The following is a 12,635-nucleotide window of genomic DNA, read 5'->3' as shown; positions in this document are numbered from 1 at the left end:
TCATGCGCGCCCGCAGCGATCGTCAACGCATTGCTGACGTTGAGCACCCAATGGTCGATGCGCCGGCTGCGCACGGTTTGCACAAAGAAAAACAGGACCGCGCCACAAGTAGGTCGCAAAGGCCGCGCCCGACATTGCCACCCGTGTGGCGCCGATCAGGCCGTGCGGCACGGCGATCAGAAGCGCCGCTCCGGCGGCAAAACCCGCCCACGACAGCATCTCTGCGCGCGGATAGCGGCGATCGAGGAAGCGAAGAATAAAAAGGCAGTGGCTGACCGCAAACAGCAGCAGGAAGATGATCGTCGTCCGCGCCCATCCGTCGCTCGTCGCGAACGGCCACGGACTTCGCGCGACGAGATTCAGCGAATAACCCGCCCAAGCAAAGGTCGCCATGCTGTACCAGCCATAGGCTGTCTCGCGCCGCCGCATCAGCCAGATCGCAAGGAAGAAGGACGCCAACGCGACCGTGATGCCGAGGTTGAAGGTCGGCAGCGCCCGCCGCACAATCTGCGCAGCGTCGTAACGGGCGGATATTAGCGCCGGATCGCCAAGCGTCGCCGGACCGAGGCCTGGTTGATAGACGGCATGGCCCGACACCCGCACGAGCAGGACATTAGCCCCCTCGCGCAGCATCGGCGGCGAGAGTTGCCATCGCCGCGGCGCATTCCACGACCGCGAGAGCGGTTCGACAAGCTGGGGGTCGCGCTCGAGCAGTTGCCCATTGAGATAGGCCGCTCCGGCGAGCGTCCAGTAATCGATCATCAGCGCCACGGGGCGCGACGCATCCTCCTGTCGCCATGTCAGCCGGTACCAGACGACGCCGTCGAAGCCGGGCCAGCGCCGCGACCAGTCATCGGGCAGCGCGACGCGCTCCCATCCCGAAGTCGGCGGCGTCGCCGCATTCCAGCCGGAACGCGCCGCCTCGATCGTCCGGAAAGCAAAGGGCCGATCCTTCGCGGCGGCCCCGTCGGCCGTCGCGAGCGCAAGGACCAGGCAGACGAGCCACCTAAGGCAGGAAACCACGCACGCGCGCCTCGAAAATCGCCTCGGTGCGGGATCGGACCGCCAGTTTTTTGTAGATATTCCGGACATGGCATTCGACCGTGAAGCGCGAAAGCGAAACGATCCCGGCGATTTCCTTGTTGGTCAGCCCCTTGCTGACGAGGTTTAATATCTCGACCTCGCGCGGTGTCAGCACCGATTGCGACGCACTCGCCGATGCACCGCCGGGCCCCACGGCCGCTGCTGCCGACGAACTGAAGGTCGACAGGATATGCCGGGCGACGAAGGGATCGATGGGTGCACCGCCGCGCAGGATGCTGCGTATCGACAGCTTGATCTCGATATCGTCGCGCTCTTTCAGCAGATAGCCTGTGGCGCCCGAACGAAGCGCCCGCATGATAATATGCTCTTCGCTCCAGGCCGATATCACGAGGATCGGAAGCGCCGGATCGCGACCGTGCAGAAATTCGATCAGATCGATGCCATTGCCATCGGGCAGCCCCACATCGATGAACGCCATTGCGAAAGGCTGTTCGTCGATCAATCGCCTTGCCTCGGCGATCGTCGTCGCAAAGGACAGCGCATCCCGGCAATACCCCATCTCTTCGAGAATGCACCGCAGCCGGATGTGCATCATCGCCTGATCCTCGACCAGCAGGAGCGGCGCGGGAAGCATCGGCTCGTCAATGTCTGGCGCAGGATCGATCAAATGTTCAGGTCCGCCGGATGGAGAGCGCGACCCGTCTGCCGCGACACGACAATACATTTGCCGTTCCTCCTGGCCATAGCGGAAATCAGTTAGAGCAGATGATAACCCCCGCTACCCATAACGCGGCAAAGAGGACCGGCGGTGGGCCGATTGCGGAATGGCGGGCTTAGGGCAGCCAACTCTGGATAGCCGTCATTTTCCGACGGGGCACGGCAGTGTCAGCTGGCGCCCCGTTCCAGCCGCTATGAGCCTGAGCGCGCTTGCCCGAGAGCGGTCGTTGAGTCAGCTTGCTCGTATGACTAATCGCCCCGGACGCCCGACCACCTCGTGCGGCATCATTTTGGCTGTAGCGATCTTCATCCTGCTCGCCGGAGGTTACGTGTTGTTCGCGTGGCTGGCTTCTGATGTGTGACATCTCCTCCCGCCCCAATTGCTGACGTTTCTGGGCAATTGACGACCGCAACGCTAATCTGCCCGCTATGATCTCCCGTTCAACAGATTCGTTCTTCTGGCCTGCCTTGCTCGGGTCTTGGATGGCAGCCGTTGTCGCTGGGCTGATCGCGATTGCGCCGCTGACATTTGCGCCCCTCACTTTGCCGTTCACAGCGTTGTTAGTTGTTTTGGCAGCGGTTATGTTCTTGGTCACACTCTTTGATGGAGCAACACGTCAAGCAGTTGACGCCTTTAATCAGCGGTCCAAGGGGCGATGGCGCAACATGTCGTGGCATGAGCGCTTCTTTTCCCGCAGCTACGGCGATCTCCGGTTGCTTATCATCAATCGGCTAATTGCTCTGGAAATGTTGGCCTTCATCTTTACAGGAATTCGAGGTCGGCAATTTGCGCTGATCGCTTTCATCGGCTTCGCACTATCGACTTTGATGTTGATGCTGATGATGAAACATCAACCTGACATCCTAAGGCGGAATGGCAACTAACCACCCAGCCCAGGACACCGGACACGCGCGGGTGCTATGGCGGACAAGAGTGAAGCTGCCGGACGGCTGTCGGGATCCGCAGAAGGGTGACGGAACGACGTGAAGTGGGTCCACTACTGACGACCACTCGATGTTTGATCCGCGCGCCCGGCTAACGCCGCGGAATTGTGAACCGGCGCGGGATCTTAACCCCAGATCGGCGTTGAACGTTGCAGGCCGAAACACACTTCAGATGATTATGCGTTCGATCAATGGACGAGACCTGAGAGAAACGATCGCGCGATTTATCGTGTCGAACACCGGGCCGGCGTCCTCCTCCATCTCGGCGTAGGCGCGTTCAAACTCCGCATCCAGACTATCGAGCAACGCCAATTGCTCGCGTCCCTTGTCCGTCATCTCGATCAGGATGATGCGTTGATCGTCGGGGTCGGGATGACGCGTGACCAGGCCGAGAGTCACCAGCTTCGGGATCTTTTGTTGAATAAGCTGATGCGAGCGGCCAAGCGCCCGCACCAGATCCGCGACCGAGACCGGACCGAGTGTCGCGATCGCACCCAACAGGGACGAAGATTTGACCGGAATGATCAGGCCTGCACGCTTGAAGACCTCGGCCGACTGTTGCTCGATCAGTTCGCTCAACTGCTCGCTCAGGCGCCCCAGAAAGGTGCGGTTCAGCTCAATCATTCGTCTAGCAGCTCCTCAATTCAGGCGCCGATAGGTTTCCGTCTCGCCAGACTTCTCCACACGCTCCAGGCCGGTGACAACGCCATTCACGCGCGCCAGTCGGAACCGGTAATCATCCGTTCCCTGGACCGCAAACAGATCCTTCCCGATCGGAACAAGCGCGAGCACGAAGCGATCGCGCCAGTGATAGGCGATGCCGGTTGAGGTACGAACGAGGGTCCGTCCTTCATAGACTCCGACCGCATCATCCAGGTCCGCCGTGCTTGGGACCTGGCCAGCGATCGCGAATTCTATCGGAACCAGAGCCCATTTGGCGTCCGCGTCGCCTGCTTGTGCCCGGCTCTGCAGCAGGAACTTCTGCGCCGCCAGCAAGGCGCCTGACGCCGGCACGGCGAGATCAGGGGTCACGCCGACGCCCTCGAAATCCTGCCGGTGAACCGGATCCCGGATCTGTCCGACCGGCACCTGCAGCATGAAGCGATCGTCGATCGGCACGCGGGTGACCGGATGCGCGCCGCCGGCGGTCCGTTCGCCGATCACGGTTGCACGACCGAGCCGCTGCAGCGAAAACGCCATCCATTCCGCGGAAGAAAAGGATGTCGATCCGGTCAGAACCACGACTGGAATATCCGCCGAACGTTGACCGGGCACGGCTGCCAGACTCCATTGGCCGCGCGCCACGCGAATCCCTTTGTCATTGTAATTATAGTCGAAGAACTCCTGCTCCTTACCCGCCGGGTAGAGGTAGCTCATCAGGAACTGCGCCATCTCCAGGACGCCGCCGTTGTTGTAGCGAAGGTCGAAGATGAGTCCCTTGGCACCTTCGGCAAATCGCATGGCACCTGCCGCTGTTTCCAGCGCATATTGCGGGTCGGCGAAGAAGTCGAACCGGATGTAGGCCAGCCCCCCGTCCAACCGGCGAGCGTCGCGAAAGCCGAAGTTGGCTGCTCGCTCGCTGTCGCGCTGTGCTTGGGTGGTTGCCTCGCCGCCTGCTTTCGCGCGGCGATCAGCGGCGACGCCGGCAGGATCGAAAGCCACCGAGAAATGCAGATCCTTGCTCGCCTTGACCATCCCTTGGGCGAGAGCGGCAGCGAACGGCGCGGCGTCGATCGACCCCGATTGGACCCGCCTGTCCAACTCAGCAGATATGGCAGGGATACGCTCGGGAAAAACATAGTTCTGCCGCAGCGCCACCTTGAGGTCAGAAACGACTTCTCGCTGCGCCTTTTGATCCAGCGCCTGCGCGAAGACCGTTTCTGGAGCCAGAGCAGCGAGCGCCAGCACGGATATGAAAGCCCGAGAAAACATCGCCACTCCTATCAATGCAATATATTGCGCAATATATTGCATTGATGGCCACGTCAATCGCCCTCGCGGTCAGGATCATATTTTCCGAGGTGTTCACGCCAAACTGGGCCAAGCCATGGAAATGGCCGACGCAGACCCCCAGCCCAAGACATGCAGCGTTCGCGGGCGCCATGTTCAGCGAGAGCCAAGCTGCAAGGCGGCTGTCGGGATCCGCGAAAGGGTGCGGGAATGGCTCGTTGTGGTCGACAGCGCCCGGCGGCTCCGCGCCAGAGGCGATCTAGGCGTTGTCGCCGTTTCTGTCGGGGAGCCGCTTCGACGAGCGGATGGTGGAAGGGACTGGATTCGAACCAGTGTACACTTGCGTGGGCAGATTTACAGTCTGCTGCCTTTAACCACTCGGCCACCCTTCCATCGGGGCCGCTTCGTCAAAGCGAGGGCGCCCAATGCCGAAGCGAAGAGGCCGTGTCAACGCACTGGTGTTCATCGCGGACCCGCTGCATAGCATCGCGCAACAAAATAACGCCCACAGGGAAGGCACAGGCACATGCGGCATCTATTGCTCGCGGCGGCGGCGGTCATCGCCGTGCCGTATCAGGCTCTCGGACAGGATCAGGCGGCGACCGCGCGAATCATCGATGAGGGCATGAGCCATTCGCAGGTGATGCTCACCGCGCAGCATCTGAGCGACGTGATCGGCCCGCGCCTCACCAATTCACCCGCGATCCGCAAGGCAGAGGAATGGACCCAGGCGAAATATCGCGAATGGGGGCTGAAGAACGTCCATAAGGAAGGCTATCCGTTCGGTCGCGGCTGGTGGATCGAGAAATCGAGCGTGCGGATGATCACGCCGCGCCCGATCCAGCTCACCGCGATCCCGATCGCCTGGACTCCGCCGACGCAAGGCACGATCAGCGCGCCGATCTTCGTCGCGCCGATGAAGCGTGAACGGGATTTCGCGCAATATAAGGGCAAGCTCGCCGGCAAGATCGTGCTGGTCTCACAGCCGGGCACCGGATCGGAGAGCGGTAAGGCGCCTTTCCATCGCTACACCGGCGAGGAACTGGCGAAGCTCGATGAGTTCGAACAGCCGAAATACGATCCCGATGCCGACAAGCGCACGCTGGAACGCGCGGATTTCGAGAAGCAGCGCGACGCTTTCCTGAAGCAGGAGGGCGCGCTGGCCTATGCCACGATCTCCTATCGCGACGGCATGCTGCTGCACGGCGAAGGCTATATGTTCGAGGCCGGGAAATCGCCCGCGTTGCCCGGCGTGCAGATCGCGGCGGAGGATTATCGCCGGCTCGCGCGGCTGGCGAAGATCGGCGAAGCGCCCACGCTCGAGATCATGAGCGCGACGCATTATGACGACAGCGACGTCAACGCGTACAACATTTTCGCGGAAATCCCCGGCACCGATCCCAAGGCGGGCTATGTCATGGCCGGCGCGCATCTCGATAGCTGGGTGGCGGGCGACGGCGCGACCGACAATGGCGCCGGCTCGGCGATGATCATGGAGGCGGCGCGCATCCTCTCTGCGCTCGGCGTGCGACCGAAGCGGACGATTCGCTTCGCGCTGTGGACCGGCGAGGAGCAGGCGCTGCTCGGCAGCCTTGCGTGGGTGGAGAAGAATCTCGCGACGCGCGGCGGCCCGAATGATCCGCCGCTGACCGGCGAGCGGCGCTATTTCGAATGGCCGAAGCGCTGGCCGATCAACAAGCAGCCCGGCTATGATGCGCTCGCGGGCTATTTCAACATCGATAACGGCTCGGGCAAGCTGCGTGGCATCTATGCGGAGAACAATCCGGCGGCGGCCAGGATCTTCGCCGAATGGATGGCGCCGTTCCGCTCGATGGGGATGACGCAGGTGGCGGTCGCGCCGACCGAAGGGACCGATCACGTCTTCATGCAGGCGGTCGGCGCGCCGGGCTTCCAGTTCATTCAAGACCCGCTCGATTACGAGACCCGCACGCATCATTCGTCGGCCGACACCTTCGATCACCTTAAGGCGGAGGATATGCGGCAGGGATCGACGATCCTCGCCGCCTTTCTGCTGAATGCGGCCAATGCCGAAAAGCCCTTGCCCCGGCCGCCGCTGCCGACCAAGCCGGCGGTGACTGATCCCTTTGCTTATCCGGATAACAATTAATGGCCCGTCGTGGACACCGCCCCTCCAAGCCCAGTGGAGGCCGTACGCGCTTCTGGGGGCGTCACGCCGTTATCGCGGCGCTGGCCAACCCGGAACGCGTCGTGCGCAAGATGTGGGGCACGCGCGAGGCGCTGGCGGGGCTCGATCTGCCGTCGGATCTGCCGGTCGTCTTTGCCGATGTCGCCGATCTCGGCCGGATGGTGCCCAGCGACGCGCCGCATCAGGGGCTGGTGGCGGAAGTCGATCCGCTGGAGGAAATCTGGCTGGGCGATCTGCTCGAACAGGGGCGCGGCGATCGACGCCCGCTGGTGGTGCTCGATCAGGTGACGGATCCGCATAATGTCGGCGCGATCATGCGTTCGGCGGCGGCATTCGATGCGCTGGGCATCGTCACGCAGGATCGCCATGCGCCGCCGGAATCCGGGGTGCTGGCGCGATCCGCCTCAGGCGCGCTGGAAACCGTGCCATGGGTGCGGGTGGTGAACCTTGCCCGCGCGCTGGAGGAAATCGCCGAAGCCGGCTTCTGGCGCATCGGCCTGACCGGCCACGCCAGCCTGACGCTTGGCGAGGCGATCGGCAATGAGCGGATCGCGATCGTGCTGGGCGCGGAGGGCGAGGGAATGCGCCAGAATACCGAGGCGCATTGCGACCAGCTCGCCAAGCTGCCGATCTCGTCCAAGGTCGAGAGCCTGAACGTGTCGAACGCGGCGGCGATCGCGCTCTACGCGGTCGCGGCGCGGGGGTAGGCAGAACGGCGCGTTATTCCGTCACCCCGGTCTTGTGCCGGGGGCGGTGGCAGCAGTTCGGCGATGCCTTGTGATGCTCGCTGAAGGTCGGCGCGCGGCTGAAAAGCCATCCTCCCCGTAAGCAACGACGGCACAGCCGGGGAGGCTTAGCCTCGCGAGCCGGCCGCAAGGTCGAGGGATTCATGCTTTTCAACACGCGACGACGGCAAAGCCGCCATCGGACGGGGGCGCTTTTGCGACCCGCCGGCCGCGCCGGGCGATGCGCTTTGCGCACCGGCGCCGTCGCTGCGCCGACGCGCCTTCGCTTCGGCGTCAGTCCTCTTCGGCGATCCGTACCTTCAGCCCGTCCAGCTCGGCGGTGAACGGAATCTGGCACGACAGGCGCGAATTCTCGTCACGATCGCTCGACGAATCGAGAAGATCGTTCTCGTCCTCGCTCAGCGCGGGCAGTTTGGCAGCAAATTCCGGGTCGACGTGGATGTGGCAGGTGGCGCAGCTGCAGCAGCCCCCGCACAGCGCCAGGATTTCATCGATGCCGCCATCGCGGATCACTTCCATCACCGACAGACCCGCTTCGCCGTCCAGCTCGCGCTCTTCCCCATCCCGCGTCACGACGATAAGCTTCGGCATCATGCTCTCCGTAAAGATTCCCCAGCCCCATGCCTTCCTTCGCAAGTTGTCGCAATGGGGCTGAGCGAGGCGCAACTTCGTTCCGGCATCGACGCGCTGGGGGCGATCGAGCCGAAATTCGTCATCGCGCTGGCCCGCGTGGGCTATCCCGCGCCGCGGATTCGCGATCGCGGCTATGCCACTTTGTTGCGCACGATCGTGGGGCAGCAGGTGAGCGTAAAGGCCGCCGACGCCGTATGGCGCAAGCTGGAGGCGCAGGTCGGCGACCCGACGGACCCGGCGATCATCGCACGCGCCAGCGATGAGGATTTGCGCGGCTGCGGCTTCTCGCGCCAGAAATCGGGCTATGCGCGCAGCCTCGCCGACGAGGTGTTGAGCGGGCGACTCGATCTGGCCAACCTGCCCGCCGATGATGAGGAAGCGATCGCCGACCTGATTCGTGTGAAGGGCATCGGTCGCTGGTCGGCGGAAATCTATTTGCTGTTCGCGGAAGGCCGGGCTGATATCTGGCCGGCTGGCGATCTGGCGGTGCAGATCGAGGTCGGGCGCATCCTCGGCCACGAAACCCGCCCAAGCGAGAAACTGACCCGCGAACTGGCCGAGGCATGGCGCCCCCATCGCGGCGCGGCGGCGATCTTCACCTGGCACCATTATGGTGCAGGAGCTGATGCCGCGCCGGTCTGAATAGCTGAGAGGGCGGCGAACGGGTGGCTTTGCGACGGTCCGCTTCCGAGGAGGCGCAGACCAATAGCTGTCTTAACGAGGTGACGGAAATCCCCGCATTTGGGATTGTCGCTCATTTGCCCAGTCCGTCGGTGTTTTTCGGGCATCCAAACCGGGATAAACGGAGCGGCGCTCAAGCCGTGAAAGCGTGCTCGACAACCATGTGTTTTCCGTCAGAGCGTTAAGGGACGCGCCATCCTTGCAGCATGCTCGCCCTCGCTGAAGCGCTTGTAATATTCGTCTGCAAGGCCGTTCAGCAGTTCCAAGGAAGTGTCGCTCACACCGACGTTTTCAGTTTTTTTGTTGTGAATCTTTTCCCAGAAACCCATCACAATAGGCCCCTCTTCGCAGATCTTTGCAGCAGTGGATCGGATGACCGAACGAAGATTTTCTGTAGAGGGCCCCGCATTGTCAGTACCAGATTTCTGCAAATACGATAGCCAGCCGATGAATTGTCGTTCCCATTCCGATGCATTTGGCAGACGGAATGCGTTGCAAGGTATTTGGGTATCGCGCGCTAGTCGGCTTTCAATCCCCTGCAGAAAGCCGTTGCCGGAACCGAGTAGGGCGTATTGCTCTATAGGTGACCTTGCCATCAGATCATCATTCACGTCCACACTCATTGCGGTATAGTCGGTATAGCCAGCGTAGCCCTCCGGTTTGCCGGGGTAGATTCGGAAAGCATCAGACGCGTGTGCCGAAAGCGGAATAGGCCACTTTGGCGCTTCCACGAACATCCTGATCTTTGGACTTCTGGCGAGCATGAGGCGACGAAAAATCTCGAATAGAACGAGCGAAGCGAGGATCGAAAGCAGTCCAACTGGATCATGGCGAATGAACGCCATGCGCAATATTCCGAAGCCGCCAAGGATGATGATCGCAAAGATCAGTACGTTCGGCAGGATTGGCCGGATTCTCATATTTTGAAACTATTTCCTCGGCAGCAGCATCGCAAGCAGCGATAGGCCATGCGTGTCAATCGGCTGTTTTCCGGCCAGCGTCCGCTTTCATGTATTGCGCGGAATCGGATAAATGGCCGGCATTGCGGCGAAGCCCGCCATCCTGCACTCGCCCGGCAATGTCAGCGCGCGGGTCGCCATACTTGCGTTTGGCAGAACATCGCGACGCAGCCCTGCACGTTGAGCGAGCCGTCCACATTGCGGGTGACGATGGACTTGAATGTCTTGCCCCGGCGCGGATCATAGATTTCGCCGCGCCAGTCCTTGCCCTGATCGGTGAGGCTCAGGAGGATCGGCATGCCGAGGAACGGGCGCGAGCGTAGCGCCGGATCGGGATTCTTCACATCCGTCGTCGGGCCGCCAGGCGTGGGCTTCACGATCGTGGCGAGCTTGCCGCACATTGCGGTGTTGCACGGCGCGACCGCGATGATGCCCGATCCATCGGCGGTGAAATAGCGGCCCGCGATCGGCTCGGCCGCACTGGCCGCGGACGGCAGGGCGATGGAAAGGGCGGCGCAGGCGAGGGGGCGAAAGCGGTTCATCGCGTGATGGTGCCGCTGGCCGCGCTTGGCGGCAAGGGTCTTTTGGCGGTTCGGCGGCGATGGTCGAATCGCGGTTGAACCGCGCCGCACCGTCCCGCATTGAGCAGCGCGATGACGCGGCCCCTGATCCAGATGATGCGCTCCCTGCCTGAAAGCCATGGCACGATCCTCGTGCCGCGCGGCGCCGGTTTCTGGCGCAAATTTTTCGCCTTCGCGGGGCCCGGCTGGCTGGTCGCGGTCGGCTATATGGACCCGGGCAATTGGGCGACCGACATCGCGGGCGGCTCCGCGTTCGGCTATGCTCTGCTGTCGGTCGTGCTGCTGTCGAACCTGATGGCCATCGTGCTTCAGGCGCTGGCCGCGCGGCTGGGAATTGGCGCCGGCCTCGATCTCGCACAGGCGTGCCGGGCTTATTATTCGCGGCGCGTCTCGATGGTGCAGTGGATCTTGTGCGAGATCGCGATCGTCGCCTGCGATCTGGCCGAGGTGCTGGGCACGGCGATCGCGCTCAAATTGCTGTTCGGCCTGCCGCTCGTCACGGGCGTGTGCATCACCGCGCTCGACGTGTTCCTGATCCTCGCGTTGCAGCGTTTCGGTTTTCGCCGGCTGGAGGCGTTTATCGCGGCGCTGCTGATCATCATCGCCGGTTGTTTCGCGCTGGAATTGATCTGGGCCGGGCCGGACTGGCGCGCGGCGGCGCGCGGGCTGGTGCCGACTGCCGAAATCATCCGCAATCCGGCGATGCTCTATATCGCGATCGGCATCCTTGGCGCGACGGTGATGCCACACAATCTCTACCTTCATTCCGCGGTCGTGCAGACCCGTGCGTTCGGGCGCGAGGAACATGAGCGGCGCGAGGCGATCCGGCTGGCGACGATCGATTCCACGGTGTCGCTGGGCCTCGCTTTCTTCATCAATGCCGCGATCCTCGTACTGGCGGCGGCGACTTTCCACGTCGCGGGGCGCACCGGGGTGGCGGAGATCGAGGAGGCGCATCAATTGCTCGCGCCGATGCTGGGGGTGGGCGCGGCAAGCACGGTGTTCGCCATCGCGTTGCTCGCCAGCGGGCAGAATTCCACCGTCACCGGCACGCTCGCGGGGCAGATCGTGATGGAGGGGTTCCTCGACCTGCGGATGCCGACCTGGCTGCGGCGGCTGGTGACGCGCGGGCTGGCGCTGGTGCCGGCGGTCGCGGTGGTGATGGTGATGGGGGATGGCGGCGCGACCAGGCTGTTGCTGCTCAGCCAGGTGATCCTCAGCATGCAATTGCCGTTCGCGGTTATCCCGCTGGTCGCCTTCACCGGCAGTGCGAAGGTGATGGGCGCACATGCGGCGCCACGCTGGGTGCAGGCACTGGCATGGGCCGCGGCGGCGCTGATCGTGGTGCTGAACGCGATCCTGCTGTGGGGGATAATGTTCGAGCTGTAAGGCCGACTCAGCCGATCAGGCGCGCGGCAATCCGATCGCGCCGGGCGGCATCCACCCCAAGCACCTGTTCGGCATAGCTCGCGACATCGCCATGCTGTTCCCGGATCGCGGCAAAGGCGGTGTGAAGATAATCCGCCTCGACCGACATCAGCGCGATTACCGCCTCATCGCTCATCTGCGCGCCATAGCGTTCGCGCACCGACCCAGCCGCGCTGGCGATGCGGCGTGCCTGATTGCCGGCGGTGTTGGTGAGCAGATAGTCCGCCATGACATCGTCGTCGTTCACTCCCAGCAAGCGGTGGAGCAACGCGACCGCCACGCCGGTGCGATCCTTGCCGGCAAGGCAGTGGAGCAGGCTCGCGCCCTCGCGCGTTTCCAGCGCCTCGAAGTAGAGCCGCAGCGAACGGACCAGCACATCGCGATACGGCATGGTGGTGTAGAGCCGCTTCATCGCGGCGCGCGCCTCATCGGCGGTGGCGATGCCCGCTCCCGCTTCCTCATGGGGGGCAAGTTCGCTCCCGGCGGTCTCACCCGGCGCGAACAGCACCATGCCCGCGAATCCGTCGTGGCGCAGGCACGGGCTGATCCGCCGCTCCGTATCGCCGCGCAGATCGATCACCGTGGTGATATCGAGCCCGGCGACATTCGCCAGATCGGCCGGGGTCGCTTCGCCATGCTGGCCGGAACGCCACAAAAGCCGATTGCGGATGCGGCCCGACGGCGTGTCATAGCCGCCGTAATCGCGGAAATTGTGGATGCCCTCGAAGCCCAGCACACGATCAGTCATGCCGATGCGCTAGCCGATCCGCATGACATTGTCGCT

The 12,635-nt window shown here is 63.1% G+C and carries 13 protein-coding genes and 1 tRNA gene; 5 read left to right on the top strand and 9 right to left on the bottom strand.

Annotation, left to right across the window (positions count from 1 at the left end):
* Both P0Y64_01900 and P0Y64_01895 read right to left on the bottom strand, forming a co-directional pair.
* Positions 1-1,023, bottom strand: coding sequence for a 7TM diverse intracellular signaling domain-containing protein (locus P0Y64_01900; protein WEK43609.1), 1,023 nt, complete (start codon positions 1,021-1,023; stop codon positions 1-3).
* Positions 1,007-1,711, bottom strand: coding sequence for a response regulator transcription factor (locus P0Y64_01895; GenBank protein WEK43608.1), 705 nt, complete (start codon positions 1,709-1,711; stop codon positions 1,007-1,009). Before P0Y64_01895 ends, P0Y64_01900 begins: the two co-directional genes overlap by 17 nt.
* A 533-nt stretch (positions 1,712-2,244) precedes the next feature.
* Here P0Y64_01895 and P0Y64_01890 point away from each other — a divergent pair.
* Positions 2,245-2,646, top strand: coding sequence for a hypothetical protein (locus P0Y64_01890; protein WEK43607.1), 402 nt, complete (start codon positions 2,245-2,247; stop codon positions 2,644-2,646).
* A 228-nt stretch (positions 2,647-2,874) separates the two neighbouring features.
* On the opposite strand, the gene P0Y64_01885 is transcribed toward P0Y64_01890, so the two are convergent.
* The 3 genes from P0Y64_01885 to P0Y64_01875 all read right to left on the bottom strand — a co-directional run bounded on the left by P0Y64_01885 (position 2,875) and on the right by P0Y64_01875 (position 5,048).
* A complete protein-coding gene (locus P0Y64_01885; GenBank protein ID WEK43606.1) occupies positions 2,875-3,330 on the bottom strand; it encodes a MarR family transcriptional regulator in 456 nt (151 codons plus the stop codon).
* 15 nt (positions 3,331-3,345) lie between these two features.
* Entirely contained in the window at positions 3,346-4,680 is a 1,335-nt protein-coding gene (locus tag P0Y64_01880) for a S41 family peptidase (protein ID WEK43605.1), read from the bottom strand.
* 282 nt (positions 4,681-4,962) lie between these two features.
* Positions 4,963-5,048: transfer RNA gene (locus P0Y64_01875), tRNA-Tyr, on the bottom strand.
* A 134-nt stretch (positions 5,049-5,182) separates the two neighbouring features.
* Here P0Y64_01875 and P0Y64_01870 point away from each other — a divergent pair.
* Positions 5,183-6,784 carry a M20/M25/M40 family metallo-hydrolase gene (locus tag P0Y64_01870; GenBank protein ID WEK43604.1) on the top strand — a complete coding sequence of 534 codons (1,602 nt, stop codon included), beginning with the start codon at positions 5,183-5,185 and terminating at the stop codon, positions 6,782-6,784.
* Positions 6,784-7,530 carry a 23S rRNA (guanosine(2251)-2'-O)-methyltransferase RlmB gene (gene rlmB / locus P0Y64_01865; GenBank protein WEK43603.1) on the top strand — a complete coding sequence of 249 codons (747 nt, stop codon included), beginning with the start codon at positions 6,784-6,786 and terminating at the stop codon, positions 7,528-7,530. Before P0Y64_01870 ends, rlmB begins: the two co-directional genes overlap by 1 nt.
* A 312-nt stretch (positions 7,531-7,842) precedes the next feature.
* Here rlmB and P0Y64_01860 read toward each other — a convergent pair whose 3' ends face one another.
* A complete protein-coding gene (locus P0Y64_01860; protein ID WEK43602.1) occupies positions 7,843-8,160 on the bottom strand; it encodes a 2Fe-2S iron-sulfur cluster-binding protein in 318 nt (105 codons plus the stop codon).
* Positions 8,161-8,214: 54 nt separating this feature from the next.
* Between P0Y64_01860 and P0Y64_01855 the strand changes: the two genes are divergently transcribed.
* Entirely contained in the window at positions 8,215-8,844 is a 630-nt protein-coding gene (locus P0Y64_01855) for a DNA-3-methyladenine glycosylase 2 family protein (GenBank protein WEK43601.1), read from the top strand.
* 212 nt (positions 8,845-9,056) lie between these two features.
* On the opposite strand, the gene P0Y64_01850 is transcribed toward P0Y64_01855, so the two are convergent.
* Positions 9,057-9,803: a hypothetical protein gene (locus tag P0Y64_01850; GenBank protein ID WEK43600.1), complete on the bottom strand. Its 747-nt coding sequence runs from the start codon at positions 9,801-9,803 to the stop codon at positions 9,057-9,059.
* 161 nt (positions 9,804-9,964) lie between these two features.
* Positions 9,965-10,384 (bottom strand): DUF2147 domain-containing protein, encoded by a 420-nt coding sequence (locus P0Y64_01845; protein ID WEK43599.1) that lies wholly within the window; start codon positions 10,382-10,384, stop codon positions 9,965-9,967.
* A gap of 111 nt (positions 10,385-10,495) precedes the next feature.
* On the opposite strand from P0Y64_01845, the gene P0Y64_01840 reads away from it, so the two are divergent.
* Positions 10,496-11,812, top strand: coding sequence for an Nramp family divalent metal transporter (locus P0Y64_01840; protein WEK43598.1), 1,317 nt, complete (start codon positions 10,496-10,498; stop codon positions 11,810-11,812).
* A gap of 7 nt (positions 11,813-11,819) precedes the next feature.
* Here P0Y64_01840 and P0Y64_01835 read toward each other — a convergent pair whose 3' ends face one another.
* Positions 11,820-12,599: a tyrosine-protein phosphatase gene (locus P0Y64_01835; protein ID WEK43597.1), complete on the bottom strand. Its 780-nt coding sequence runs from the start codon at positions 12,597-12,599 to the stop codon at positions 11,820-11,822.
* Between the last annotated feature and the right edge of the window lie 36 nt (positions 12,600-12,635).

Source organism: Candidatus Sphingomonas colombiensis, assembly GCA_029202845.1.
Classification (GTDB): Bacteria; Pseudomonadota; Alphaproteobacteria; order Sphingomonadales; family Sphingomonadaceae; genus Sphingomonas; species Sphingomonas colombiensis.
This window is presented reverse-complemented; position numbering and strand designations above follow the sequence as displayed.